Origin of the sequence: Natrinema saccharevitans, assembly GCF_001953745.1 — an archaeon.
GTDB classification, from domain to species: Archaea; Halobacteriota; Halobacteria; order Halobacteriales; family Natrialbaceae; genus Natrinema; species Natrinema saccharevitans.
Genome location: NZ_LWLN01000001.1, coordinates 860,022 through 885,506 on the forward strand (window position 1 = coordinate 860,022; position 25,485 = coordinate 885,506).

The 25,485-nt window shown below is 66.5% G+C and carries 22 protein-coding genes; 13 read left to right on the top strand and 9 right to left on the bottom strand.

Going from position 1 to position 25,485, the window contains the following annotated elements; translation table 11 throughout:
* Positions 1-3: 3 nt before the first annotated feature.
* The 3 genes from A6E15_RS04460 to A6E15_RS04470 all read right to left on the bottom strand — a co-directional run bounded on the left by A6E15_RS04460 (position 4) and on the right by A6E15_RS04470 (position 4,399).
* A complete protein-coding gene (locus A6E15_RS04460; RefSeq protein ID WP_076144091.1) occupies positions 4-2,529 on the bottom strand; it encodes a DEAD/DEAH box helicase in 2,526 nt (841 codons plus the stop codon).
* 1 nt (position 2,530) lies between these two features.
* Positions 2,531-3,982 carry a ribonuclease H-like domain-containing protein gene (locus A6E15_RS04465; protein ID WP_076144093.1) on the bottom strand — a complete coding sequence of 484 codons (1,452 nt, stop codon included), beginning with the start codon at positions 3,980-3,982 and terminating at the stop codon, positions 2,531-2,533.
* A gap of 66 nt (positions 3,983-4,048) precedes the next feature.
* A complete protein-coding gene (locus A6E15_RS04470) occupies positions 4,049-4,399 on the bottom strand; it encodes a thioredoxin family protein (protein ID WP_076144096.1) in 351 nt (116 codons plus the stop codon).
* A gap of 209 nt (positions 4,400-4,608) precedes the next feature.
* On the opposite strand from A6E15_RS04470, the gene A6E15_RS04475 reads away from it, so the two are divergent.
* On the top strand, positions 4,609-4,974 hold the full coding sequence (locus A6E15_RS04475) for a hypothetical protein (protein ID WP_076144099.1): 366 nt from the start codon (positions 4,609-4,611) through the stop codon (positions 4,972-4,974).
* Positions 4,975-5,191: 217 nt separating this feature from the next.
* On the top strand, positions 5,192-6,544 hold the full coding sequence (gene glnA, locus A6E15_RS04480; RefSeq protein WP_076144101.1) for a type I glutamate--ammonia ligase: 1,353 nt from the start codon (positions 5,192-5,194) through the stop codon (positions 6,542-6,544).
* Between the two features lie 81 nt (positions 6,545-6,625).
* On the opposite strand, the gene A6E15_RS04485 is transcribed toward glnA, so the two are convergent.
* Positions 6,626-6,856: a MarR family transcriptional regulator gene (locus A6E15_RS04485; protein ID WP_076144104.1), complete on the bottom strand. Its 231-nt coding sequence runs from the start codon at positions 6,854-6,856 to the stop codon at positions 6,626-6,628.
* Between the two features lie 166 nt (positions 6,857-7,022).
* Between A6E15_RS04485 and A6E15_RS04490 the strand changes: the two genes are divergently transcribed.
* Positions 7,023-7,337 carry a hypothetical protein gene (locus A6E15_RS04490; RefSeq protein WP_076144107.1) on the top strand — a complete coding sequence of 105 codons (315 nt, stop codon included), beginning with the start codon at positions 7,023-7,025 and terminating at the stop codon, positions 7,335-7,337.
* A gap of 31 nt (positions 7,338-7,368) precedes the next feature.
* Here the strand turns inward: A6E15_RS04490 and A6E15_RS04495 are convergent, their stop codons facing one another.
* The 5 genes from A6E15_RS04495 to A6E15_RS04515 all read right to left on the bottom strand — a co-directional run bounded on the left by A6E15_RS04495 (position 7,369) and on the right by A6E15_RS04515 (position 13,627).
* Positions 7,369-8,196: a hypothetical protein gene (locus A6E15_RS04495; RefSeq protein WP_076144109.1), complete on the bottom strand. Its 828-nt coding sequence runs from the start codon at positions 8,194-8,196 to the stop codon at positions 7,369-7,371.
* A 77-nt stretch (positions 8,197-8,273) separates the two neighbouring features.
* Complete coding sequence (locus A6E15_RS04500; RefSeq protein WP_076144111.1) at positions 8,274-9,110, bottom strand: metallophosphoesterase; 837 nt, start codon at positions 9,108-9,110, stop codon at positions 8,274-8,276.
* A gap of 10 nt (positions 9,111-9,120) precedes the next feature.
* A complete protein-coding gene (locus tag A6E15_RS04505) occupies positions 9,121-10,905 on the bottom strand; it encodes a hypothetical protein (RefSeq protein ID WP_076144114.1) in 1,785 nt (594 codons plus the stop codon).
* Positions 10,902-12,176: a Single-stranded DNA binding protein gene (locus tag A6E15_RS04510; RefSeq protein WP_076144116.1), complete on the bottom strand. Its 1,275-nt coding sequence runs from the start codon at positions 12,174-12,176 to the stop codon at positions 10,902-10,904. The genes A6E15_RS04505 and A6E15_RS04510 overlap by 4 nt, the downstream gene beginning before the upstream one ends.
* Positions 12,177-12,631: 455 nt before the next feature.
* The gene (locus tag A6E15_RS04515) at positions 12,632-13,627 is read right to left on the bottom strand and encodes a phosphate signaling complex PhoU family protein (RefSeq protein ID WP_076144119.1); all 996 of its coding nucleotides are present in this window, start codon (positions 13,625-13,627) and stop codon (positions 12,632-12,634) included.
* 527 nt (positions 13,628-14,154) lie between these two features.
* Here A6E15_RS04515 and A6E15_RS04520 point away from each other — a divergent pair.
* The 10 genes from A6E15_RS04520 (at position 14,155) to A6E15_RS04570 (ending at position 25,450) form a co-directional block, all read left to right on the top strand.
* Positions 14,155-15,213 (top strand): PstS family phosphate ABC transporter substrate-binding protein, encoded by a 1,059-nt coding sequence (locus A6E15_RS04520; protein WP_076144121.1) that lies wholly within the window; start codon positions 14,155-14,157, stop codon positions 15,211-15,213.
* 37 nt (positions 15,214-15,250) lie between these two features.
* Positions 15,251-16,318, top strand: coding sequence for a phosphate ABC transporter permease subunit PstC (pstC, locus tag A6E15_RS04525; protein ID WP_084177337.1), 1,068 nt, complete (start codon positions 15,251-15,253; stop codon positions 16,316-16,318).
* Positions 16,315-17,886 carry a phosphate ABC transporter permease PstA gene (pstA, locus tag A6E15_RS04530; RefSeq protein WP_076144126.1) on the top strand — a complete coding sequence of 524 codons (1,572 nt, stop codon included), beginning with the start codon at positions 16,315-16,317 and terminating at the stop codon, positions 17,884-17,886. The genes pstC (A6E15_RS04525) and pstA (A6E15_RS04530) overlap by 4 nt, the downstream gene beginning before the upstream one ends.
* Positions 17,883-18,809, top strand: coding sequence for a phosphate ABC transporter ATP-binding protein PstB (gene pstB / locus A6E15_RS04535; protein ID WP_076144128.1), 927 nt, complete (start codon positions 17,883-17,885; stop codon positions 18,807-18,809). Before pstA (A6E15_RS04530) ends, pstB (A6E15_RS04535) begins: the two co-directional genes overlap by 4 nt.
* Entirely contained in the window at positions 18,809-19,528 is a 720-nt protein-coding gene (locus tag A6E15_RS04540) for a phosphate signaling complex PhoU family protein (RefSeq protein ID WP_076144131.1), read from the top strand. The genes pstB (A6E15_RS04535) and A6E15_RS04540 overlap by 1 nt, the downstream gene beginning before the upstream one ends.
* A 638-nt stretch (positions 19,529-20,166) precedes the next feature.
* On the top strand, positions 20,167-21,132 hold the full coding sequence (locus A6E15_RS04550) for a phosphate ABC transporter substrate-binding protein PstS family protein (protein WP_076144136.1): 966 nt from the start codon (positions 20,167-20,169) through the stop codon (positions 21,130-21,132).
* Positions 21,133-21,181: 49 nt separating this feature from the next.
* The gene (gene pstC / locus A6E15_RS04555) at positions 21,182-22,123 is read left to right on the top strand and encodes a phosphate ABC transporter permease subunit PstC (RefSeq protein WP_076144138.1); all 942 of its coding nucleotides are present in this window, start codon (positions 21,182-21,184) and stop codon (positions 22,121-22,123) included.
* A 34-nt stretch (positions 22,124-22,157) separates the two neighbouring features.
* Positions 22,158-23,771, top strand: coding sequence for a phosphate ABC transporter permease PstA (gene pstA, locus A6E15_RS04560; protein ID WP_076144140.1), 1,614 nt, complete (start codon positions 22,158-22,160; stop codon positions 23,769-23,771).
* Positions 23,772-23,774: 3 nt separating this feature from the next.
* Entirely contained in the window at positions 23,775-24,704 is a 930-nt protein-coding gene (pstB, locus tag A6E15_RS04565) for a phosphate ABC transporter ATP-binding protein PstB (RefSeq protein ID WP_076144142.1), read from the top strand.
* A 302-nt stretch (positions 24,705-25,006) separates the two neighbouring features.
* Entirely contained in the window at positions 25,007-25,450 is a 444-nt protein-coding gene (locus A6E15_RS04570; protein ID WP_076144145.1) for a metal-dependent hydrolase, read from the top strand.
* The last annotated feature ends 35 nt before the right edge of the window (positions 25,451-25,485 follow it).

Consider the following 25,485-nt stretch of genomic DNA (forward strand, 5'->3'; position numbering starts at 1 on the left):
CCGCTACGAGACCGACGCGGGCGGGCGGCGCTCGTCGCGGTCCCCGTCCGTGCGGTCGGGTCGCGGGGCGGCACTGCCTTCGTCCAGTACCGCGTCGAGCACGTCCCTCGCCGCCGGCCCGTACAGGGGCCGATTGTCGTTCCCACAGCGGTCGCTCATGAGACAGGCGGGACAGCCCTCGTCGCGACCGCAGTCGCAGTCGACCCAGAGGTCGCGGGCCCGCCGCGCGACCGCCTCGTACTCCTCGTAGATGCGCCGGGAAAAGCCCAGCCCGCCCTCGATCCCGTCGTAGATGAACCAGCCGCTCGCGTCGGTCCCGTCGGGGAGCCGGTTGGTTGCGAGCCCGCCGAGGTCCGCCGCGTCGACGGTCAACTCGAGCGGAGCCACGGCGATCATCGCGTGCTCGACGGCGTGGATCCCCCCGAGGTAGCCGTGGAGCCGCGGAGGCAGGTCCTCGCACTCGTCGTTGTGGTAGTCGCTGTGAGCGGCCGTCACCGCTCGCTCGACGCCGTCGGGGACCTCCGTCCAGCACAACTGGGTGCGCATCTCCAGCGGCGGGACGCCGGTCTCGAGGCCGACTTCCCGGACGTCGCCCGACTCGAGGTCGCGTTTCACGAACGTCCCGTGGTGGACCGTGACCGTCCCGTACCCCCAGTTGAGTCGGAAATCGCCGACCTCGCGGGACGCTCGGATTTCGGTGTCGTAGATCGTCGTCCGGCGCTGGGACTGCGTGTAGTAGTCGAGGTCGGCGGCCTGGAGTGTCACGTACGGCTGCGGCCGGTCCTCACGGAGTTCGATCACCTCGTACTGGTCGCCCCGATACAGCACCGTCGCGCCCTCGTGATAGTCCCGGTACGCGCGTGCGCGACCGATCGGCTGGTGATCGATCGAGCCCTCGCCCGCCAGCCGGATCTCGAAGGCGTTCCCGCCGGCGGCGTAGAGGCTGATCTCGTCCTGTGGCCGATCGCGGTGGGCGTAGGTGATCCCGCCCGCGAGCGAGCCCTCGAAATCGCCCGTCCGGCGGCCGTACTCGACGGCTCGCTCGAGCCGATCGCGCCCGCCGAAACGGGCCGCGTCCTCGCGGCGCAGGGGCAGCTCCTGGGCCGCACACCGCAGGTGCTGCAGGTAGACCGGATTGTTCTCGAGGTCGACGACGGCGCTTTCCGGACCCTCCTCGAGCAGGTACTCGGGGTGATTGCAAACGTACTGATCGAGCGTCGAGTGGCTCGGGACGAACACCGACAGGGCCTCTCGCTCGCCACGGCCCGACCGGCCGATCCGCTGCCAGAACGACTGTCTCGAGCCGGGATACCCCAGCAGGACGGTGCCGTCGATCCCGCCGACGTCGATGCCGACCTCGAGCGCGCTGGTCGTCGCGACGCCGTCGAGGGCGCCGCTCTTGAGCCGGTTCTCGGTACTCCGACGCGAGCGCTTGCCGTGGCCGGCGTTGTAGGCGGCGAGGTCGGCGCCGCCGCGATAGGGAAGCGACGGGGTCTCGAGGTAGTCACGCGCGCGGCTGACGGCGAGTTCCGTCCCCTTCCGCGAGTCACAGAACAGCAGCGAGGGAACGCCGTGGTAGCAACAGTGGGCCCACACCTCGGGGGCCTCGACGGTGGCGGGTCGTTTGCTCGGCCGCCAGTTTGCCTCGTCGTCCTCGCCACCGCTGCCGCCGTACTCGCCCGCGTCGCCGTCGGTCGGTGGATCCCAGAAGACGAGGTGGCGGCGGCCGCTCGGGGAGCCGTCCTCGTCGATCACCGTCGCCGGCTCGCCCGTCAGCGCCTCGGCGTGGTCGGCCGGGTTGCCGATCGTCGCGCTCGTCAGGACGTACTGGGGGTCGCCGCCGTACCACTCGATCACCCGTCGGGCCCGTCGGAGGATCCAGGCGGCGTGCATCCCGCTGACGCCGGTCCACGCGTGGGCCTCGTCGACGACGAGCAGGTCGCAGTTCGCGTGGAACGCGGCCCAGCGGTGGTGGCCCTCGAGGTACCGGTTCAACCCCGCGAAGTTCGTGATGACGACGTTCGCTTCCTCGCGGATGCGGGACTTCTCCCGGCGCTTGGTGTCGCCGTCGTAGACGCCGACCGCGACGTCCAGTCCGAGGTCGTCGAACAGATCGTTGAGTTCCCGCTCCTGATCGCGACTGAGCGCCTTCGTCGGGTAGACCAGCAGCGCGCGCACGTCGGAACCTTCGCGGAACCGCCGCGCGATCTCCAGCGCGTAGACGTAGGTCTTCCCCGAGGACGTCGACGTCGTGACGCAGACGTTCTCGCCGCGCTCGAGCGCCGCGAGCGCCTCGGCCTGATGGCGCCAGGGATCGACCGCGAGTGTCGCGGCGAGGTCGGGCGGCAGAACTTCCTCCGCGGGGACGTGGTCGGCGGGTTCGGCCGGCAGCGTGAACCGTTCGCGGCACTGTCCGGCATAGCGGGCGTCGGGATACGTCTCGCGGAGTTGCGCGCCGGTCAGCGCGAGGGCGTCCGAGTCGGTGTCGCCCCGGCCGCCGATCGGTCCGTCGGTGTCTTGCGGTGGCATACTAGAAATCAGTGAGTCCGGTCTGTGTCGGTTCCGCCGTGGAGCCGTCCGCTTTCTCTCCCGACGATTCCGTCTCGATCGGGGCCGCCGCGATCGCCTCGTAGACCGCGGCCAGTTCGCGAACGTCCGCCTCGCAGTACCGGCGGACGACCGTCCAGTCGATGGCCGGCGCTTCGGACGCGCTCGAGGCCTCGAGCAGCCGCCGGAGCCGCTCGGCGAACGTCTTCCCGTCGAGCGCGGCCGCGGCCCCCTCGAGATCGTGGCCCAGCGCCGCGGCCACGTCTTCGAGGCGGTTCGTTCGGCCCGGCAGGACGGCGTTGTCCCGGCGGACCGCCCAGTCGTAGGGGTCGTACGTCGAGACGCGATCGCGCCAGTACGCGCGGTACTCGGGCGCGTAGCGGGCGACGAAGCGCTCGAGGTGGTCGTAGTCGAACCCGCGGCCGTTCCACGCGACCAGCGAGGGGGCGTCGTACTCGGCGGCCAGCCACGAGACGAACTCGCGGGTCGCTCGCCCCGGGTCCTCGCGGGAGGGGGCGGTGTCGACGAAGTCGACGTATTCGTCGCGGACGGGATCGTAGACGCCGATTAGCGGGATCGTCGTTGGTTGGAGCCCGTCGGTTTCGATGTCGACGAACAGCGGCGTCGCGTCGCCGGCCGGCGGGAGCGGGTCCGCCGTCGTCCGGACGACGCGGCCGTCGGATAGCGCCCGCGCGCTGTGGACGATCTCGCGGGCCGTCGACGGGCCGATCCCGTCGATCGCGGACAGCGCCGTCGCCGACGCCGCTGCGACGGCCGCTCGGGTCTGGTAGCCGCTTTCCCGGAGCCGTCGGGTCGTCGTCGGACCGACACCCGACAGCGCCCCCAGTCCGAACCTGTCGGCAGGGACCGACGACACCGCGACCGAGCCGGCCCGACCGCAGGTGAGGCAAGCGAGTTCGGCCGCTCCGGACCGCTCCAGCGGGGCGAGCCCGCGGACCGGTAGCCGGACCGATTCGCCGTCGACGATCGCCTCCCAGACGTGGTCGTAACTCGCGGGGAGCGCACCGGTCAGGAACGTCGGTTCGCGACTCGAGCGGGCTCGGTAGCGCGCGGCCGCCTCGCGGCCGGCGAGCGTCGCCTCGAGCGCGACGGCGTCGGTCGTCGACTCGAGGTCGTCACAGACGAGGTAGCCGGCCGCCGGCGCGTCCGCGAGCAGCGACGTCGAACCCGCGAAACAGAACGAGATCTCCCCGACGGTTTCGGTCCGGATCTCCGCGGGACCGGCGGCGGCGACGACGGGACAGTCGGCGGCCCGTCGGACCCGGCTCACGACGCGGCCGTCAGACGACTCCCGGACGACGTAGACGAGGGCCGGCTCGAAGTACTCAAGGGCGTCGCGGACCGCCGCCTCGTCCAGTTCGGCGACGGCGTCACAGCGGAGCGCGAGCAGGTCGGCCCCTCCCTCGTCGGGCATAGGAAAGGCATGCGAGCGAGCGGGCATAAGGGTTCTCGGACGCCGGGCGGCGACCGGCCGGGCCCGTCAGTCGGCGTCGACGGCGGTGGGCACGTTCGACGCGAGGAAGTCGGTCACGGCGTCGCCGCCCTGGAACCCGTCAGCCAGCCGCGCAGTCTCCTCGCCGTCCTCGAACAGGAGCAGGGTCGGCACCGACCGGATGTCGAACCGGTCGACGAGACCGATGTCGTCGCCGGGGTTGACCATGCCGATCGCGACGTCGGTCGCGCGAGCGACGTTGCCGAGGACCGGTTCCATCGCCTGACACAGTGCACAGCCGCTCGTGTAGAACTCCACGAGCGCGACGTCGTGGCTCGCCACGAACTCGTCTACGTCGTCGCCGGTCTCGAGCCGGCTCGGTTTGCTGGTCGCGGCCATACGCGTGGTACGCCTCGATCGCTGAAACCACTGACGGACGGGGACCGTCGGACGGCGGACGCGTCGGACGGTCACGCGGCTGTCCAGTGTGAACGCGTCTCATTTCAAACGCGTGATGACGTTATTACTGGACGGATTCACCGTTTCGGTGTATTGTGTGAATGCTGCACGGAGTGTAACTTTATGCGTCGGTCCTGTACCCACGCTCGATGACCCGGCCCACAACTGACCACGACGACGGCACGCCGACGCTGCGGAAGGCGACGCTGTTTTGCTGGGAGTGTGATCACTCGAGCCCGGTCGACGGCGACTGGGCGGTACAGTCCCGCGAGGACCGCATCGCGTACGTCTGTCCGGGCTGTGAGACGACGCTCACGACGCGACCGCATCGGGAGGAGTCGCGCGAGGGAGCGACGGCCGAGCCGCTGGCGGCGTGGCGGCGAGCGATCCGGTCGTCGGCGACCGTCTGGCGGGCGAGCGTCGACCTCGGCCTCTCGAATCTCGCCGCGCTGCTGGAGGCGGGGCCGACCGCCGGCACCCGGTCCCGTTCCGAGCGCGAGTATCCGTCGGTCTGATCGGTTTCGATCCGGATCCGGATCAGTGTTCGCCGTCGGAAACCGAGCGTTGCTAAACGAATATTCAATTCCCGAGCTATTTTTCGGGTGTTGTCAGTCAGTCACCGAACACACCATTTTATAAACAACGCTTGACCATTTTTCTGACTATTTGCGGATATTCGCCCACAACAGTAGAACTTTAATAGTAGAATCCATTGGCTTAGGCGAGCAGAAGATGACGAACGGGAACCTAACTGCTGCCGAAGAGGAGGTACTGGACGAAATCGAGGCGGAGGACATCGACTTCCTCCGCCTGCAGTTCACGGACATTCTGGGGACGGTCAAGAACGTCTCCGTGCCGGCCCGACAGGCCGAGAAGGCCTTCACCGAGGGGATCTACTTCGACGGCTCCTCGATCGAGGGCTTCGTCCGCATTCAGGAGTCGGACATGCGACTCAAACCCGACCCCGAGACGTTCGCGATCCTGCCGTGGCAAAACCGCGAGGACGGGGCGTCGGCCCGGATGATCTGTGACGTCATCGACACCTCGACGGGCGAACCCTTCGAGGGCGACCCGCGTCGCGTTCTGAAGAACACCCTCGAACGCGCCGACGAAATGGGCTACACGGTCAACGCCGCGCCCGAACCGGAGTTCTTCCTCTTCGAGGAGGACGACGACGGCCGCGCCACGACCGAGACCGGCGATCACGGGGGCTACTTCGACCTCGCGCCGAAGGATCTCGCCAGCGACGTCCGCCGCGACATCATCTACGGGCTCGAGGACATGGGCTTCGAGATCGAGGCGAGCCACCACGAGGTCGCCCGCGGCCAACACGAGATCAACTTCGAGTACGACGACGCGCTCGCGACGGCCGACAACGTCGCGACGTTTCGCACGGTCGTCCGCGCGATCGCCGCCCAGCACGACCAGCACGCGACCTTCATGCCCAAGCCGATCCCGCGGATCAACGGCTCGGGAATGCACACGCACCTCTCGCTGTTCGAGGACGGCGAGAACGCCTTCCACGACGAGGACGGTCAGTTCGACCTCTCGGAGACTGCACAGTCTTTCGTCGCCGGGATCCTCGAACACGCGCCGGCGATCACGGCCGTCTCGAACCCGACGGTCAACAGCTACAAACGCCTGGTACCGGGCTACGAAGCGCCGGTCTACGTCGCCTGGTCCGACCGCAACCGCTCGGCGCTGATCCGCAAGCCGGCCGCGCGGATCCCGGCGGCCTCCCGCATCGAGGCGCGCTTCCCCGACCCGTCCTGTAACCCCTATCTCGCGCTCGCCGCGCTCATCAGCGCCGGCCTCGACGGCATCGAACGCGACCTCGAGTGTCCCGACCCGATCCGGGAGAACATCTACGAGTTCGACGAGGCAAAACGCGAGGAGTACGGCATCGAGACGCTCCCGACCAACCTCGGCGAAGCCGTCGACGCTCTCGAGGAAGACGAGGTCATCTACGAGACGCTGGGCGACCACGTCGGGCCGAAGTTCGTCGAGGCCAAGAGCCAGGAGTTCGAGGACTACCTCGTCGACGTCTCCGACTGGGAACTCGAGCGCTACCTCGAGACCTTCTGACGACGTCGCCGCGACGGCCCACCGAGGTCCCGATTCGTTCGACCCCGTTCGTCACAGGGGCGTCGATCCCGCCGTCGCCGGTCAGTTCGCGACGGCGTAGGCCGACTCCCGTTTTTCCACGTGGCCGGCCTCGACCAGCGAGCCCAGCACGCTCAGGACGTTGATCTTTTTCATCGCCAGTCTCTCCCCGACTTCCTCGACCGTCGCGCCCCCGGCCACCTCGAGGTAGAGGTACACGAGTTTCGCACGGGCCGACTCGAGGTCGTCCGGAATCGGATCGAACGCTTTTTGACGCTGCGTCTGTGAAACCATCGTCACTCCCAGCGACCCCGTTCGTGTATATAAATTCACACGTAGTTGGCGTACTAATGGATACTAGGACCTGATATGGGTCGTGACATCGTATCACTGACCGATCTCGGACACCGACTCGAGCGGAACGACGAGTTTTAGGGCCCGTCGGGTCCCAGCGGCGAGTATGACCGCGGACGAGCGACCGAGCCCACCGACGGAGCTAGATCGCGTTGGCCACGAGGCACTCGACGAACTCGCGACTCGAGAGCCGGCGGCGCTCCGCGCGGCGAGCGAGTACCTCGAGAAACTGGCGGCGTGGAAAGCGGGCGGGACCGAGGGGGGAGGCGAACCGTCCCCGGCGGACGGCGAGCCGGCCGCGTATCCCGACGGCGTCCCAGAGCGGGCGAGCGTCTCTGTGACTGAAATCGCCGGCACCGAGTACTACTACTTCCAGTGGCGCGAGGGCGACGAGATCAGATCGGAGACGGTCCGACGGTAGGCGGTCCGCCGCCCGATACGGTGGAAGGGCGTCAGTCGGCCGCCGGAGCGGACTCGAGGACCCGCTCGAGCGCGTCCGCGACCCGCTCCGGGCGGGCCATCGTCGTCGTGGCACACCGGATCGGGAGCGGCCACGGAAGCCCGCGTCCGATCTCGAGTCGGTCGGCGGCGAGGTCGACCGTCCGTAACTGCGATCGGGGAACGAACTGGTAGTTGATCGTCCCCGACCGGTGGACGCACAGTCCGCTTTCGAACAGCGTGTAGGTTCGCGGTCGGCCGGCGGTGATCGCCTGTCCGATCAAGGCACCGCCGAACGCGGGCAGCGGATTGACGCTCGGCTCGAGGACGAAGACGAGCGCGAACCCGACGACGAGGAGGCTGCAGCCGAGAACGAGCCCGCCAGCGCGAAGCAGCCGCCGATACCGACGGTCCGGCCGCGCGTGCCACTCGGCCAGTACCGACTCTCGGTCGCGGAGCGCGGTGACGTGGCGGTTTACCGTGACCAGATAGACGGCCGCGCCGCCGAAACTGAAGACGACGATCTCCACGAACCACTCGCGTAGCCACGGCTCGAGGCCGCGCACGCCGGCCGCCGGGAGGACCGGGACGACGGCGGCCCCGGCGACGATCACCGCGACCGGGAGGACGTACAACCGCGTTCGGGCGAGTGTCGTCGCGAGCGCGGGCCGCCTATGGCACCAGCCGGCCGCGATCAGCCCGGCACACGCACCGATCGCGACGGGCCCGATCGCCGTGTACTCCGCGGCGAGGACGCGACTGGTCGCACACAGCGCGAGTACCCCGACGTACCCGCCGAGGACGACCGAGAAGAACGCGGCCGACGGGTTCCGGAGAGACATATTCCACGTTGGGTCTCTCTCGCCAAAATAGTTTTTAAGTTGAAACGTTTCGGTCGGGCCGCGCTCCCGCCGTCGAATCAGACCGACTCGTAGGGCCCGAGTCGGGTCCCGTCGAGCAGGTACGCCTCGCCGTCGGCCAGCCCCGCGGGGAGGAACGGCGAGAGAAACGACTGTCCGGAGAGGTTGGTCCACGTCCCGCCGACCAGGTCGTTGAACGCGGGGATCACCACCGAACGCGGCGGCTCGGTCGCCCCCTCGAGCCACGATACGCCCTCGTACTCCGGGCGGTCGCGAAACGGTTCCGGAGCGAGTCGTCCCCGCAGCCACGCCCGCTCGACGCGGCTGCCGCCGACCTCGTCCTCGAGGAGGACGCAGGGGTGTTCGTGGCCCAGACAGACGACCGCGCTCTCGAGGACGGCCGGCGCGGGCCAGGTGTGGCCGTGACAGACGCCGACGTCGCCGAGGGCGACGCCCGCGCCGGGGACGACCGCGACCGTCGCATCGACGTCGTCGCTCTCGCCGAGCCAGGTCTCGATCCGGCCGTCGTGGTTGCCCTTGACGACGGAGACCGCGAGGTCGCTCGGGAACGACTCGAAAAGCACCTCGAGTTCGCCGCGTTCGGCCCCGCCCGGCTCGCCGATCGAGTGCATCAGGTCGCCGCAGACGACCAGCCGGTCGGCTCGAGTCCGCTCGAGCAGGGCAGTGAGCCGCTCCCGTCGGTCCGGGGCCCGACTGGGAACGTCGACGCCGCGCTCGTCCCGCAACGCCGCCTCGTAGCCGGCGTGGTAGTCGGCGATTAGCAGGGCGCGCTCGTGGCCGATCGTCGCGGTCGCGGCCGGTTCGCCGGGGACGGGCTCGACCAGCGGCTGCGTCGACGGTGCGGCCCCGTCGCGTCGGCGGGAATCGTCGCGCATCCGTTCGCGATCAGATCGCCTTCAGCGTCTCGTCGTCGGGTTCGTAACACTGCCCGCCCATCAGCGCGTCCTGGATTGCCTCCTCGACGTCCTCGGGGGCGGCCCCGGTGTCGTCGGCGACTGCCTCGACCAGTTCCGTCCGGTCGGCCCCGTCGCCGTCGTCGAGGTCCTCCATCGTCTCAACGACGTAGTCCTCGAGGTCGACGTCGTCGGCGGGCTCGTCGCCGCCCCCGGCGTCGTCTCCCTCGGGCTCTGTTTCGCCGGTCGACTCGTCCGCGGCCGGCTCCACCGCTTTCGCCTCGGTTTCGGGTTCCGGCTCGGCTCCATCGCTTTCGGCGTCGGAATCGGCTCCCTCGAGGCCGGACTCGGGCGGTGCGCCGATCCCGTCGTCGTCGGGTTCGTTACTCGCGGCGGCGTCGGCCGCGGGCTCGGGCTCGGCCGCCGAGTCCGGCGCGTCGTCGAGGTCGTCGGCCGGTTCGTCGGGCTCGGGCACGTCGATCTCCGCCTCGCCGGGCTCCTCGACCTCGCTGCCGGTCGTGAACTCCGCGCCGAACTCCGCCTCGAGCTGCTCGCGCTCCTCGTCGTCCATCTCGTACATCCCGCCGTCGTCGGCCGCGCCGGCGTCGAAGTCGCCGAGGTCGTTCCCGTCGGCGGTCGCCGATCCGTCGGGCTCGGCAGGGGTCGTTTCGGCTTCGGTTTCGTCGTCCCCTGTCTCGAGCGATCCGGTGTCGGGCTCGGCGTCGTCGACCGCCGGCTCCGCGTCCGCTTCGGCCTCCGCGGGCTCGTCGCCCGCCGAACCGGCTGCCGCGGGGTCGGCCGTCTCGGCGTCGGTCGCCGGGTCGGCGTCCGCCTCGAGATCCGCCGTCGTCCCGTCGGGGGCGGCGTCGATCGCGGCGTCCGCGGGTCCGGGCTCGGTTTCGGTCGCCGTTCCCGCCGCGGAGCCCGAGTGTGCGTCGTCGGGATCGGTCGCCGCCTCGCTCCCGCCGGCCGTCGCCGCCATCGCTTCGGCCGGTTCGGACTCGGACTCGAGCGCGTCGGCGGCGACGCCGTCGAGGTCGGCCAGCGACTCGAAAGCGGCGTCGTACTCGGGACTCGAGGCGTCGGGCGCGAGGTCGAGCCCGCTCACCTGATCGCGTTCGCCGGCGACGACCTCGCAGGCCTCGAGCGCGCACTCGCGCAGCGCGGCCAGATACGACGGCGTCGTTCCGTAGTGGTCTCGCGCGAGCGGGATTCCCGCCGCGAGGCCGGACTCGACGCCGGTCTCGAGCAGGGCGTCGGTCAGGTCCTCGCCGGCCGCGTCGGAGTCGGCCGCGCCGGCGTAGGTCCTGATCCGCGCGACGGTCTGTTCGGCCGCGCTGACGACCCAGCGGTCCCGAGTGTCGGCGTCGACCGTGGCGATGCTCTCGGGACGGAGGGAGGTATAGACCTGATCGCCGTCTTCGGGCTGGAAGGTCCGTGCCTTGCCGGTCACCGCGACGAACTCGGGGGGTTCGACCTGCTCCAAGAACGCCAGTTCGTCGGGCTGGTACTGGCCGGCGTAGACGACGAACGCGCCGGTCGGGTCGACGACGCGGGCCCGGACCATCTCCTCGTTGACCGAGGTGACCTCCGTGAGGGTGCCGACCGCGAACACGCGGTTGAGCCGCGCGCCGGTCGGCGAGATCACGTAGTTCGGGGCGCGCTCCTCGTCGCTTTCGGCGTAGGACAGCGAGGCATCGTCGTACTCGGCCGCGAACAGCCGGTAGGCGATCTCCCGCCCGGGAATCTCCTCGTCGTTCTCGTCCGTCGCGCTCATGCGTCCACCTCCTCTAAGAAGGCCATCGCACGCGCGGCCGGATCGTCGTCGCTCTCCGCGAAGGTTTCGGCGTCTAAGTTCGCACCGTACTCGTCGACCGAGAGGTGGCCGCGAACGCGGTACTCGCGGCCGACGATGCGCTCGCGGATCCGGTCGGCGACGACCTCCTGATCCATCGCCTCGCGGGCCTGCTCGAGGGCGTCCTCGAGGGTGCCGTCGTAGACCCGCTCGGTGAGTTCATCGTCGAGGACGACGGTGACGGTGCCGGTGCCGTCGTCCAAGATCGCCTTGACCCGGAGGTCGTCGATTCCCTCGACGTCGCCGTGGGTCCGGCACTGTCCCTTCTGGATGACCCGGTAACACTCCGGACACCGCTGGACGAGGCCGGAGCCGTCCCGGACCGCCAGCAGGTTGCCCACGACCTCGACGTCGTAGATGCCGCCGGTCCGAACCGCCTCGCCGACGGTCATCGTCTGGGTGTCGCTGCCGACGTCGATCTCGCGATCGAGCGCCGAGACGGTCGAGAACTCCGAGACGTTGACCTCCGGGACGCCGCGGAACTCCTGGACGTAGGCGTTCTCGATGCGGACCGGACCGCCCGCTTCGATCTCGGAGGCCGGCTCCCAGTTCGTGAACGGAAGCCGGCCGCTCTCGTCGCCGAAGACGCCGCTCAGGATTTCGGTCTCGCCGTCGCGGCCGTCGATCGTGCGACGCTCGCACTCGAGGACGTCGACCTCGACGGTCACGGCGCGGTCGCCGGTCCGGAGGTCGGCCAGCTGTGCCTCGCCGCCGACCTCGTAGGGGACGTCGAGCGACTCCGCGTCGAACGATAGCGAGGTACTCTCGCCGAGGTTGAGTTCGGGCTCGCCGTCCCACTCGCGGACGCCGGCGTTGCCCGCCGTGATCGTATCGCCCGGCTCGAGGCCGAAGTCCTCCCACGCGGTGTAGTCGATGACGCCGGACTCGTCGGCCAGCCGTCCCTCCACGATGACGTGGTCGTCGCCCTGATAGCGGATCGACCGCTCGCCGGCCGTCAGGACGACGCCCGTGACGGTGACGTTGCTCTCGTCGGGATCGATGTCGGCGACGTCCTTCGCCGAGGGCGTCCCGCCACCGCCGCTCTGTCCGTCACCGTACTTCCGTCGGAGGCTCTGCTTTGCCTCGTCGATCGGAACGCTGTACTCCACCAGGTTCTGCAGGTCGTCTTTGACCTCCTCTTTGTCGACACCGAGGTCGGAGGCGAGTTCCTCGGCATGATCGTCGAGTTCCATCGTTTTCCTTTGGAGGTGGGGCTTAAAAAGCGTTCCCGGAGGAGGGCGGAAGTGAATCCGTCTCGGTCACGAAACGGAAAATCAGGAGGGGTTTCGGACCGATCAACCGGCATGCGGTGGCGCGCGCTGTCGGCCGACCGAACGATAGTGAGGTCGGTCGATACCACTGCGCGAGGTCTTCGCGAACGTAGTGAGCGAATGGCTCGGAAGACGCGGAGCGTCTTCCGGTGGATGAGCGAGTGCCGGAGGCGCGAGCGTTAGCGCGGGACCACAGGTCCCGCGAACCATACGAACGGCGGCGGAGCCGCCGTGAGTAGAAATCGGCTGGGGAGGGTGTGGCGACTCCCCGTTGCCACAGTCGCAGGACGCTTCTCTTCTCACCGACTCTCCCGTCAAAACCACTGCACCGTTCAGGGCGTCCTCGAGAAACGAGCGCACGCGGTATGAGCGTCTCATCAGGGCCGCGGGGCGGCCTTCTGCAGCGCCGTCTCGGCGATGTTCCCGCCGTAGTCGGCGCTTCGGGACAGCGAGTCGACGATCAGCCCCAGCGACTGGGCCTGGACCGGCTCCAGATCCCGCAGCATGTCGTCGATCTGTCTAGTATGTTCGTCGATCTCGAGAACCGCCTCGCGGGCGTCGTGACCGAGTCGGTTGGCCTCCTCGGTCTCGTCGGCGAACAGCGCGTCCATCGACTTCTCCAGCACCGTCGCGGCGTCGGTCCGTAGCTCCTCGAGCCCGTCGGCGACCGGCTCCGGGATCTCCTCGAGCTTGAGCGCGAGGTTGCTGATCTTGGCGGCGTGGTCGGCGACGCGCTCGAGTTGGCGGGCGCTGGAGTGAAAGTCGAAACAGTCCTCTCGCGGAACGCCGAGTTCTTCGGCGGCCTTTGGCGATCGCAGGGTGGCCCGGAAGATCCGCGAGACGACCAGCCAGAGCCGGTCGACGTCGTCGTCGCGTTCGATCACGTCCTCGGCGATGTCGTCGTCGTTCTCGGTCAGCGCCGTGACCGCGTCCTCGAGCATCGACTGGGCGATCAGCCGCATCCGGGTGACGGCGTTGACGATCGAGAGTTCCGAGGAGTCGAGCAAGTCCTGAATGACCACGCTGTCGGTCGTCTCCTCTAGGACCTCGACGCCGACTAACCCCTGAGTGGCGTCGCGGATCGCCCGCCGCTGGTCGGTCGTGATCCGGCCGGCATCGAGCCTGATGATGTCGAAGCCGCTGACGTACATCGTCATCACGGCCCGGGTCAGGCGCTCGCCCTCGAGACTCGAGATGTCGAGGCTCCCCTCCTGCCGTTCGATGTCGCTCTGGGGAGTCAACAAGAGCGCGTCGTCCTCGGGGTAGAACTCGACGGTCGTTCCGGCGCTGACGTCGTTGTCGGTTGCCCACGTCTTTGGCAACGAGACGGTGTACGTCGAGCCGCCGGTCACCTGGACCTTTCGCGTCTCCATAGAGCGCGATTTCGACCGCGAGAGTATAAATATGCGTGTGTCTATAGAGAGCCGTCCGGTAATCTTGTGAGGAGCTTCTCAGGGCCGTTTCGGTCCGATTACGGAAGAGAACGATACGTGTGGAGCTGTTCGTGAGGGGACAGACAATAGCAGTATATAGTTTTAGGAGACGTCGTTCGGATCGTCACCGAGTCCCGCTACTGCCCGCGCCGGTAGACGAGCGTCTAGACGGGGAGAGCGTGTCGTCTCGCGACGGCGGAACAGCGGTGGCGAACGCCGGCCACGGACCCTGCCACGAAGCGCCGTTGTCACTGTCGGTATCGACACCGCGAGCGTCCGAACCGGAGATCGGCCCTCGAGCGGTCGATGCTGACTCGCTCGAGTCGGTTTCGGGCCGTCGCCCCACTGTACCGGATCCCGACGCCGTCACGAGCGGCGAAATAGTTCTATATAGAGATCTGTGTTCACTGACGGGTATATATGGTTCATAGCATCCCTTTTTTATACCGTCTCGAATCACACACGTGATGGCAGACAACCAGTTCGGACGCGACACAGTATCGCGACGGAAGTTTATCGCTGGAACCGGTGTCGCAGGGATGGCGGCGGTCGCCGGATGCATCGGGAGCGGTAGCGAAGGGAGCGATACGGAATCGCTATCGGCCGACGGTTCGTCGACCGTTTATCCGATCACGAGCAAGGCCGGCTCGCTGTGGAACTCGAACCCGCCGGCCGACGACGAGGAGTACTGGGGTCCGAGTCAGTACGATATCGACACCGACGAAAACCTCGCGGACTACTGGGCCGGCCTCTACGGCTTCGAGGCGAACGACGGCGGCAGGCCGCCGTTCGAGACGTCGATCGGACTGAACCACACCGGCGTCGGACTGCAGAAACTCGAGGAGGGACAGGTCGATATCGGTGACGCGAGCGCTCCCGTCTCCGCGGAGTTCCCCGACCGGAGCGAGAGCGATCTCGAGCCGTTCGTCGACCACGTCGTCGGCGTCGACGCCCAGCCGATCATGGTGAGTAAGGCGATTAAGGACGCCGGCCTCGACAAGATCACGCTCGAAGAGATTCAGGCAATCTATACGGGCGAAATTTCGAACTGGGACGAGGTCGAAGCCTACGAAGGGGGCTCACAGGAAATCCAGGTCATCGGTCGCGCCGAGGGCTCCGGTACGGACACGTCGTTCCGGAACAACGTCCTCGGCGACCCCGACGCCGAGATGGAAGTCGACGCGCGCAGGGGCGAGAACCAGCAGGTCCAGACGACCCTCGAACAGTCGGACAACGCCATCGCCTACGCGGGCCTCGCGTTCATTTCGGATCAGGCGCCGATGGTCAACCTCGTGATCGACGGCACCGAGTACACGCGCGAGAAGATGGCCGATCCCGGCTATCCGCTCGCTCGCGACCTGCACTGTTACACCTGGGAGGACACGTCGGAGAAGGAAGCCGCGTTCATCCGCATGATCCTGCACCCCTACGGACAGCAGAATTTCGTCGAACCGGCCGACTACCTCCCGCTGACGGACGAGCGTCGGGAGGAGGAACTGGGTAAACTTCCCGAGCCGAGTAACTAAGCTGCGCAGCCGATCGATCAACACCGTTTCATTATAAATGAGCGATATATTACAGACAGTGAACCAGTCGGAGACCGACCAGGGCACCGAAGACCGGTTGGGATCGAACCTGCATCTCCTCGCCGGCGCTTCGCTCGCGGGCTCGTTGGTGACGTTTCTCGTAGCGCCGTGGCTCACCGGGGTTTTCGTCATTGCGTTTCTCGCGATCGTCGGATACGGCTGGTTCGCCTACCAGGAACGGACGGCCAAGGGGCTGATGTTCCTGGCGACCGTTTCGACGGCGCTCGTTCTCGTCCTCATCATCGCCTTCCTGTTCTACCGTTCGGCTCCCGCGTTCGAACACATGGGACTCGACATCCTCTACGCCGACGGGGACTACTGGAGCCGGGCAGATGACAGGTATTCGCTGTACCCCGCTATCTGGGGGACCGTCCTCACGACGATTCTGGCCACGATCGTCGCCGCCCCGCTCGGTATCGCGTCGGCGATCTTCATCAGCGAGATCGCCCCGTCGTGGGCCCACGAACTCATGAAGCCGGCCGTCGAAACGCTCGCCGGGATTCCGTCGATCGTGTACGGGTTCATCGGCTTTACCATCATCAACGGCTACATGATGGACAACTTCGGCCTCAACTCGATCGGGAGCATCATCGTCGTCGGCATCGTCGTCGGACTGATGGCGTTGCCGACGGTCGCTTCGGTCGCCGAAGACGCGGTCGCGAGCGTCCCCGACCACATGAAAGACGGCGCGGCCGCGATCGGCGCGACGGAGTGGCAGACGATAAAGAGCGTCACGCTTCCCGCGTCCTTTTCAGGGGTTTCCGCCGCGGTGCTGCTCGGCGTCGGTCGAGCGGTCGGTGAGACGATGGCAGCGACCGTCATCCTCGGAAACGTCATGCAGCTACCGGAGCCGCTGTACAACGTCTTCGGGAACACGGTTACACTGACCAGTCTCATCGCCAGCCAGTACGGGAACTCCCACGGCCTTCACAGGGAGGCGTTGTTCGCGGCCGGCGTGATCCTGTTCATCACCGTCATGGCGTTGAGCATCACTGCCCAGTTCATTGAAGAGCGTATGAAGCAGAATCTCGGAGGTGACGTATGAGCGAACGTTCGCTTCGGTACCACTCACGGAACGCGTTGACCGTGGATCACTCCCCGGCGCTGACGGGACTCTCGCTCGTCCCGATCGCGCTGTTTCTGGTCGCGTTCGTCGTCGGTAGCGGGACGCTGGTCGGATGGCTCGGCTTCGAGTCGCCGCTCTTCGGGCTCGCCCTCGAGACGGTGTTCACCGCGTTGCTGGTCGCCTCCGGCGCCTGTCTTCTGGCGACCGGCGCGGCGTCCCGACTCGAGCTGGTCGAGACGACGCCGGATCGGTCGGTCGGCGTCGGCGTCTCGGCCGGCTTCGGCTTCGTCGCCTTCAGCGCGATCGGCCTGGCCGCGTCGCAGACGTTCGGGCTCGGCGGCGTCTTCTGGGCACTTCCCGCGTCCGTGGTCGGCCTCCTCGTCGCGGGTCTGGTTCTGTACGCACGCGAGGACCTCGGCGTGACCGTCCCGTCGGGTCTGTTCTCGTTGCTGATCGCCGGGCTGTTCCTGCTCGACGTGATCGATCCGAGCTGGACGTACAGCCCGGAGGGGTTCGGCGTGACGTTCCTCGGTACGGTCTTCGTTCCGCTGTTGACGATCCTCGCGACCTTCGTCGGTGGGTGGGCCGGTGCCAACGCGTTCCGCGGATTCGGAGCCGTCGGCCGGCAAGCCGGCGCGTTCTTCCTGGTCGGGACCAACGCCGCGCTCATCATGCTGGTGTTGGTCCTGTTGATCGCGTTCATCGTCAAGAACGGGTTCGGGTACGCCGTCGAAGGGATCGAGATCGGGCCCGGCCTGCACTTCCACTGGCCCTTCGTGATGAACGGGTACGACGCGTACGTCGGGACGAAGGGCATCTTCCCGGCGATCGTCGGCACGTTCTGGCTCGTCGTCGGTGCCGTCGTGCTGGCGGTTCCGATCGGGGTCGGCGCGGCGGTGTTCCTGACCGAGTACGCGGAACAGGGTCGGTTCACGTCCGTCCTCGAGATCGCGACGAACGGCCTCTGGAGCACCCCCAGCGTCGTCTTCGGCCTGTTCGGCTACGCCTTCCTCGTGCCCAGATTCGGGAACAACACGAGCCTGTTGGCCGGGATGATCGTCCTCGGATTCATGCTCCTTCCGCTCGTCGTGATCACGAGTCGCGAGGCGATCAAGAGCGTTCCCGACGAGTACCGCGACGCCAGCGCGGCGCTGGGCGTCTCCAAGTGGGAGACGATCAAAGACGTCACCATCCCCTCGGCGATGCCCGGCATCGTCACCGGCGTCATTATCGGCATCGGTCGCATCGCCGGCGAGACGGCCCCGATACTGATCGTCACCGCCGACAACCCCCAGCGGAAGTTCGCACCGGCCGTCCTCGGTTCGTTCGAGTTCACCGCGACGCCGCCGTTCATCACGAACGAGGCGTTGCTCAGCGGCTCGAGTGCGCTCCCCTACCAGCTGTACGGCGCGATCACGACCGGCGTCGTCGGCGACGATCCCGGGTACGGATGGGCGACCGCGTTCGTCCTCCTGCTCGTGGTCCTCTCGTTCTACGTGATCGGCATCGCGACGCGGATGTACTTCCGGAAGAAGCTTCAGGCATGAGTAATACCACGAACGAATCACAGCGACCGGCAGAATCGAACCGCCAGACGACCGACAGCGCCACGCGAACGACGGTCGGCGAATCCAGCGAGAAGACGCGGGACGAGTGGACCGACTACGAACTCGACGGGGAACCGAAGCTCTCGGTCGAGGACCTCGACGTCTACTACGGGGACGAACAGGCCCTCCGCGGGATCACGATGGACATTCCCGAGAACAGCGTCACCGCGCTGATCGGTCCGTCTGGCTGCGGGAAATCGACGTTCCTTCGGTGTCTCAATCGAATGAACGACCGAATCAAGAGCGCCCGCGTCGACGGCTCCGTCGAACTCGAGGGGGAGGAGATCTACCAGGACGACGTCAACCTCGTCGAACTCCGGAAACGCGTCGGAATGGTATTCCAGTCGCCGAACCCGTTCCCGAAATCGATTCGGGACAACATCTCCTACGGGCCGCGGAAACACGGCGAGATCGAAACGGGACTGGTCGCCCGATTGCTCGGCGACGACTCGAGCGAGCGAGAGCGTGAACTCGTCGAGCGCTGTCTCAAACAGGCGGCGCTCTGGGAGGAGGTAAACGACCGGCTCGACGACAACGCCCTGGGCCTCTCCGGCGGCCAGCAACAGCGCCTCTGTATCGCGCGGTGTCTCGCCGTCGACCCCGACGTGATCCTGATGGACGAGCCGGCCTCGGCGCTGGACCCGATCGCGACCGCGAAGATCGAGGACCTGATCGAGGAACTGGCCGAGGAGTACACGGTCGTCGTCGTCACGCACAACATGCAACAGGCCGCCCGTATCTCCGACCAGACGGCGGTCTTCCTGACCGGCGGCGAACTCGTCGAGTTCGACGACACCGACAAGATCTTCGAGAACCCCGAGAGTCAACGCGTCGAGGACTACGTGACCGGCAAGTTCGGGTGATGACCCGCGAGGACTATCGGTATCGACTCGAGCGGCTCCGCGAGACGGTCGTCGCCATGGGCGATCTCGTCCGCGAACAGTTCGCCGACGGCTGCTCCGCGCTGTTTACCGGAGACCGGGACCTCGCGAGCGACGTCATCGCGCGGGACCGCGTGGTCAACGACCGGTCTCTCGAGATCGAACGCGAGTGTCTCGACCTGCTGGCGCTGTACCAGCCCGTCGCCGGCGACCTCCGGATCGTCGTCGCTGCGTTCAAGATCGTCACCGACCTCGAGCGGGTGGGCGATCTGGCGACCAATCTGGCCGAGTACACGCGCGACGCGACCGTCTCGGACCCGACGCTCCCGGACGTGGACTTCGAGCGCATCGCCGCGCTGGCGCTCGAGCAACTCGAGGCCGCGATCGAGGCGTTTTTCGACGAGGATCCGGCGGCCTGCCGGGCGGTCGCCGACCGCGACGACGAACTCGACCGGCGCTGTGAGGCGGTGACCGAGCGCGTCGGCCGACGGCTCATCGAGTTGCGGCTCGACGCCGACGGGCGCGTCGGGGACCGATCGCTCGGAGCCGAGATCGACCGCCGCTCACTCGGGCCTCTTCTCGCCGACGTCTCGCGAACCCTCGTGATCGTCCGCGACATCGAACGCGTCGGCGACCACGCGGTCAACGTCGCCGCTCGAACGCTGTACGCCCTCGAGAGCGACGCATCGCTGCTCGCGTGAGGTCGTATCTACGGCTATTGACCGAGGTACACGTCACATCGCGTCCTGTTTCTTCCGCTGCGGGCTCGTTCAGGCGATGCGATCCACCCAACTCGAACTAATTCGCGGGAGGATATCGCAACGGACGTTCATCGCGGCGACCGGCGGCACCGGACTGACCGGGCTCGCCGACCGTCTCGGGGCGAGACCGACGATGCGCGTGTCGAACCAGCCTCGAGGCGACTCGACGAGATCGTCGGGGAGCGGTTCGGCGTCGATCGACACGATCGGTGCCGACGCGGAAAAGAGCGGTCGCCGTCGATCTTCGGGGAAGCCACCCGACGTTTCTCGAGCGGCCGTCCGGCCAGCATCGCTTCTTCGTGCGACGACCGTCTCGTCTCAGTCCCCTGGTCGGCGAGCGGTCGGTGAACTCGATCGACACTATAGTTCTACGGGATCTATAGTCCCAATGTCCTATAGACGAGTATATACAACTACGTGTCTATCAGTAATTTCGATGCCGCAGAAATACGGCGCTAGAACCATTGTCGAAAGCGTTATTGGTTTCCCGGTCGGCCTCTTCCTCGCTATGTCCAAGTATGTAGATCTATATAGCTAACATAGCATCGTATTTCTATATACGGTCGAAGATCCAGGTGATGACTGATTCCCAGACGGACCGTACGGGTCGATCGCTTTCTCGACGAACGTTCCTCGCCGCCACGAGTACGGCGGGCGCCCTTGCGGTCGCCGGCTGTACCGAAAACACCGATAACGGGGGCAACGAGCGAGTCGTCGTTACGGGAAGCAGTACGGTCCATCCGGTTTCCGACAGGATGGCCGAAGACTTCATGGCGGAAAACGACGGCGTGAACGTCACTACCGACCCGACCGGGACCGGTGGCGGGTTCAGTAACAACTTCTGCCCGGGCGATTCCGATATCAACGGCGCGTCGCGTCGGATTCAGGACGCCGAGGAACAAGACTGCAGCGACAGCGAGGTCGAACCGATCCAGTTCCAGATCGGTGCGGACGCACTTACCGTTGCCGTCCACAACGACTCGCCGGTCGACTGCGTCAGCTACGACGAACTCGCCCAGCTCTGGATGCAAGACGGCGCGGAGACGTGGGCCGAAGTCAACTCCGACTGGCCCGATGAAGAGATCGAACGCTTCGGGCCGGCGACCACCTCCGGGACGTTCGACTGGTTCAACGAGAACGTCATCGGGGACGCCGGTAGTCACGTCGAGCAATACGAGAACACCGAAAACGATAACGAACTCATTCAGGGCATCTCCACGACGGAAAACGCCATCGGCTACTTCGGCTACGCGTACTATCGGGAAAACGAGGACGACCTCAAGGCGCTCGAGATCAGAGAGAGCGAAGACGGTGAGTGTACTGCGCCGGACCTCGATGCGGCGCAGTCGGACGAATACCCGATGGCGCGGCCGCTGTACATCTACGCCAGTCAGGAGTCGCTTCAGCGAGATGTCGTCTACGACTTCGTCGAATACTATCTCGAACAGTCCTCGACCGACACCGTCACCGACGTCGGCTACGTCCCCGCGAGCGAAGATCAGGTCGAGTCGAACCTCGAGAAACTCGAGGACGCAGTGAACTGATCCCGCCGAACCGAACCATTCACGATGGCAGTCCAACTACGCCCCAACGATGAGTGAGCGATCGATAGACGTCGATCTGACGCGGTCGTCGTCGAGCCAAGTCGTCAAAGAGCGCATCTACAAGTGGCTGCTGTTCGGCTGTGCTGCGTTGACCGTTTTCGTCACCGTGAGTATCATCGTCACGCTCGCGGCCGACGCGATCACGTTTTTCAGTGAAGTCTCACCGATCGCCTTTTTCACCGGAACAGAGTGGGTCGCCCGGTCCGACGGGGGGACGTTCGGCGTCTGGCCGCTCGTCACTTCGACGTTGATTATCACCGTCGTCTCGGCGCTCATTTCGGTGCCGACCGGCGTCGCGGCCGCCGTCTACCTCAGCGAGTACGCGAGCGAACGGATGCGGTCGGTCCTGAAGCCCGCACTGGAGGTACTCGCCGGCATTCCGACGGTCGTTTACGGCTACTTGGCGCTGGTCTATTTGACGCCCGCGCTGCAGACGATCGGGATCCCTGTCGGGACGTTCAACCTGTTGAGTGCGTCGATTATGGTCGGGATCATGATCATTCCGATGGTGTCGTCGCTGTCCGAGGACGCGATGAGTTCCGTCCCTGACTCGCTCCGACAGGCCGGCTACGGGATGGGCGCGACGAAGTACGAGGTTTCGACCGGGATCGTGATCCCGGCGGCGATATCGGGGATCTTCTCGTCGTTCATCCTCGCGCTCTCGCGAGCGATCGGCGAAACCATGATCGTCGTCATGGCCGCCGGCCTGCGGCCGCGGATGTTCGATTTCTCGAACCCGCTGAACAACCTGCTCAACTCGGGCCAGCCGATGACGGCGGGGATGGTAAACGCCGTGACGAGCGACGCGACCGGCGGTTCGGCGACGTATCTGAGCATGTTCGCGCTCGGGCTGACGCTGTTCGTGATCACGTTCGCCATGAATCTCGCAAGCGACTACGTCGCAGCGCGTTACGAGGAGGAATACAAATGACTGCTACCGGCGAGACGAACGGGGTGAATCGATAATGGCGACCGACCAGCACACGGCGGACTGGTACGGAACCGACGAGGCTGTCAGCCGCGTCCGGGGCAAGGCGTTCAAGTCGCTCTGTCTCGGTGCGACGCTGCTTGCCTTACTGGCCGTCTTCGTGCTGCTCCTGTACGTGGCAAACGACGCCTTCAAGCCGCTTTCGGCCGACCCAGGCTGGCTGCTGACCTTCGCTGCGACGCTTCTGCTTCCGACCCTCGGGGCGACGGTCTACTACTATACCCGCGATACGCGGGCCGGTGAAACCGCAGCGATCGCGCTCGGACTGCCGGTCGTTTCGCTCCTGCTCACCGGCGGGATGTTCATCACGCTCGAACACGTCGTCAGCGTCTATCAGTGGCTCTCGATCCTCGTCGCGCTCATCGTTTCCGGCGCGATCATCGCCGCGCACAGTCGCGTTCGGGCGGCGGCCGACCTCGAGCGACTCATCGTTCTGGTCGCGGTTCCGGCCGCAGCGCTCCTTCTAATCCCCGACCTTATCCTTTCGTTGCCGATGCTGCCGACCGAGTCGCTCGCGCTGTTGGGCTCGTTCGTCGTCCCGATCGCGCTGGCTGTCGGCTGGTTCGTCCGCAGACAACGCGAGAGCAACCGTGACGGGGCTATCGCCGCGGTTCTGACGGCGGTCGCCGCGGCGGCCGGGCTGGGAGTCGCCCCGGTCGTCGGTCTCAGTCCGTTCGTCTGGATGCTGCTGGTCGTCGTCACTGGCGTCCCGACCGCCCTCTACATCGAAAGCGTCGTCCGCCGCGGAGCCGGCACGGCCGGACTCGCGTTCCCGGTCCTCGTCGCCGGTGGCATCGTCGCCGGCGTCCTTCTCACGGACGCGCTCGGGTTCGCCGGACCGAACTCGTGGCTCGACTGGGGCTTTCTGACGAGTCCACCGTCTCGAACGCCCGAAGACGCCGGCTTCTATCCACCGCTCGTCGGCTCCGTGATGATGTTGCTGGTCATCGTCGTCTCCGCGTTTCCCGTCGGCGTCGGCGCCGCGGTCTATCTCGAGGAGTACGCCCCCGACCGGGGACGCTGGGGTCGCGTCGTCGATCTAATCGAGGTCAACATCGGGAACCTCGCCGGCGTTCCGTCGGTCGTCTACGGTGTACTCGGGCTGGCGCTTTTCATTCGGCAAGGCGGGCTCGGGTCGGGAACCGCGCTCGTTGGCGGCTTCACCGTCGGCCTGCTGATCCTCCCGATCGTCATCATCTCCTCGCAGGAGGCGATCAGCGCCGTCCCGGACTCGATGCGACAGGCCTCCTACGGGATGGGAGCGACCAGGTGGCAGACCGTCCGGAACGTCGTCCTCCCGGAAGCGTTACCCGGCATCATGACCGGAAACATCCTCGCCATGGGACGTGCGATCGGTGAGACGGCACCGCTGCTGATCATCGGCGCACCGGCGGTCGTTCGGATCGCACCGAGTTCCTTCACCAACAAGTTCAGCGCGATGCCGCGACAGATCTACACCTGGTCGAGCGAGATCGACCCCGCGTTCCAGCACGGCGTCCTCGCGGCCGGCGTCATGACGCTGCTGGTCGTGCTTCTGCTGATGAACGGTGCTGCCATCATCATCCGTAACAAGTATCAACGCCGAGGCTGACTCATGACACGAGATCAAATGACCGACCCGGACAGCCGTACCGATAACCAAGCGACCGACGGGGGGCAAGAGAGCCTCGCAAGCAACGACCTCGAGGGGTCCGATCCGACGACCGAGCCCCTCGTCGATTCGTCGATCGACGTCGGCGATAGTACGGGTCCGTCCGGGGACGAGGGCGAGAGTCGGACCGTGATCGGATCCCGAGACCTCGACGTCTTCTACGACGACGTTCAGGCGCTCCAGTCGGTCGACATCGAGATTCCGGCCGAACAGGTCACGGCGATCATCGGTCCCTCCGGCTGTGGGAAATCGACGTTCCTCCGCTGCATCAACCGGATGAACGACCTCGTCGACGCCGCGCGCGTCGAGGGCGAGTTGCGCTTCGAGGGGAAGAACGTCTACGACGACGATGTCGATCCGGTCGTGCTCCGACGGAAGATCGGGATGGTGTTCCAGTCCCCGAACCCGTTCCCGAAGAGCATCTACGACAACGTCACCTACGGGCTGGACGTACAGGGCGTCGACGGCGATTACGACGAGATCGTCGAGAACGCCCTCCGCCGGGCCGCGCTCTGGGACGAAGTGAAAGACCAGTTGGACTCGAGCGGGCTGGACCTCTCGGGCGGTCAGCAACAGCGGCTGTGTATCGCGCGGGCGATCGCGCCGGACCCGGACGTGATCCTGATGGACGAGCCGGCCTCGGCGCTGGACCCGGTCGCGACCTCGAAGATCGAGGACCTCATCGAGGACCTCGCCGAGGAGTACACGGTCGTCATCGTCACCCACAACATGCAGCAGGCCGCCCGCATCTCCGACAAGACCGCGGTCTTCCTGACCGGCGGCGAACTCGTCGAGTTCGACGATACCGAGAAGATCTTCGAGAATCCCGAACACGACCGCGTCGAGGACTACATCACCGGTAAGTTCGGGTAGCCGGCGTCACCGGTCGGCCGCCGGCGTTTCGCGCACGCACGACCCGTTCGCCACGACATCGTCGTTCTCACTCGAGTGAGTAATCCTGCCGAAACACACCGTCGGACGAGGGAATGTGTACTCCGCACTGAGAACGCTACTTATTGTCTCACACGACGTGTGTCCCGAGCGGAATGGTCGCAACCGGGGTCCACATCCGTGCAGTTTGGCGCTGGTCGCGCTATAGTAGCTCTTGAAACGATTCACACACCGATCACAACGCTGTCCTGCGATCGGGTGTGCATTGACTTTCAAGAGCTACTATAGTCGTCCGGTCCCGGCGCGCGGCCCCCTACCTCGTGGCCGCGCTCGCCGCTGCCGCCCCCGACGCGGACACGTTCCTCTTTCGGCCGCTGGTCGAACTCGGCTCCGTCGACGGCGCGCTGTGGAGTCATCGGGCGCTGACCCACTCGCTGCTCGGCGGTCTCGTCCTGATCGGACTCTGCTCGGCCGTCGGTCCCTGGCGGGCCGCCGTCCTCGGCGTCGGCTCGCACATCGCGCTCGATCTCGTCAGCGGCGGCGTCTACCTGCTCACCCCCGTCGACGACACGGTGTACGGCACGTCGGTCGACTGGCTACTCCTGAACGCCACCGTTTCGGCCGTCGCAGTCACCGTCGTCCTCGGCGGCTTGCTCGCGATGAAATACGCCGTCCGACGCCCGGAACTGCTTCGCTCCCCGGCGACACCGCTCGAGCGGCTCCGGTAACACGTCCACGATTGCCGACCCGATAGCAACGGTCG

Excerpts from the sequence above, each read along its gene's own strand:
- A6E15_RS04460 (WP_076144091.1), bottom strand. The coding sequence starts at position 2,529 with ATGCCACCGCAAGACACCGACGGACCGATCGGCGGCCGGGGCGACACC.
- A6E15_RS04465 (WP_076144093.1), bottom strand. The coding sequence starts at position 3,982 with ATGCCCGACGAGGGAGGGGCCGACCTGCTCGCGCTCCGCTGTGACGCC.
- A6E15_RS04470 (WP_076144096.1), bottom strand. The coding sequence starts at position 4,399 with ATGGCCGCGACCAGCAAACCGAGCCGGCTCGAGACCGGCGACGACGTA.
- A6E15_RS04475 (WP_076144099.1), top strand. The coding sequence starts at position 4,609 with ATGACCCGGCCCACAACTGACCACGACGACGGCACGCCGACGCTGCGG.
- glnA (WP_076144101.1), top strand. The coding sequence starts at position 5,192 with ATGACGAACGGGAACCTAACTGCTGCCGAAGAGGAGGTACTGGACGAA.
- A6E15_RS04485 (WP_076144104.1), bottom strand. The coding sequence starts at position 6,856 with ATGGTTTCACAGACGCAGCGTCAAAAAGCGTTCGATCCGATTCCGGAC.
- A6E15_RS04490 (WP_076144107.1), top strand. The coding sequence starts at position 7,023 with ATGACCGCGGACGAGCGACCGAGCCCACCGACGGAGCTAGATCGCGTT.
- A6E15_RS04495 (WP_076144109.1), bottom strand. The coding sequence starts at position 8,196 with ATGTCTCTCCGGAACCCGTCGGCCGCGTTCTTCTCGGTCGTCCTCGGC.
- A6E15_RS04500 (WP_076144111.1), bottom strand. The coding sequence starts at position 9,110 with ATGCGCGACGATTCCCGCCGACGCGACGGGGCCGCACCGTCGACGCAG.
- A6E15_RS04505 (WP_076144114.1), bottom strand. The coding sequence starts at position 10,905 with ATGAGCGCGACGGACGAGAACGACGAGGAGATTCCCGGGCGGGAGATC.
- A6E15_RS04510 (WP_076144116.1), bottom strand. The coding sequence starts at position 12,176 with ATGGAACTCGACGATCATGCCGAGGAACTCGCCTCCGACCTCGGTGTC.
- A6E15_RS04515 (WP_076144119.1), bottom strand. The coding sequence starts at position 13,627 with ATGGAGACGCGAAAGGTCCAGGTGACCGGCGGCTCGACGTACACCGTC.
- A6E15_RS04520 (WP_076144121.1), top strand. The coding sequence starts at position 14,155 with ATGGCAGACAACCAGTTCGGACGCGACACAGTATCGCGACGGAAGTTT.
- pstC (WP_084177337.1), top strand. The coding sequence starts at position 15,251 with ATGAGCGATATATTACAGACAGTGAACCAGTCGGAGACCGACCAGGGC.
- pstA (WP_076144126.1), top strand. The coding sequence starts at position 16,315 with ATGAGCGAACGTTCGCTTCGGTACCACTCACGGAACGCGTTGACCGTG.
- pstB (WP_076144128.1), top strand. The coding sequence starts at position 17,883 with ATGAGTAATACCACGAACGAATCACAGCGACCGGCAGAATCGAACCGC.
- A6E15_RS04540 (WP_076144131.1), top strand. The coding sequence starts at position 18,809 with ATGACCCGCGAGGACTATCGGTATCGACTCGAGCGGCTCCGCGAGACG.
- A6E15_RS04550 (WP_076144136.1), top strand. The coding sequence starts at position 20,167 with ATGACTGATTCCCAGACGGACCGTACGGGTCGATCGCTTTCTCGACGA.
- pstC (WP_076144138.1), top strand. The coding sequence starts at position 21,182 with ATGAGTGAGCGATCGATAGACGTCGATCTGACGCGGTCGTCGTCGAGC.
- pstA (WP_076144140.1), top strand. The coding sequence starts at position 22,158 with ATGGCGACCGACCAGCACACGGCGGACTGGTACGGAACCGACGAGGCT.
- pstB (WP_076144142.1), top strand. The coding sequence starts at position 23,775 with ATGACACGAGATCAAATGACCGACCCGGACAGCCGTACCGATAACCAA.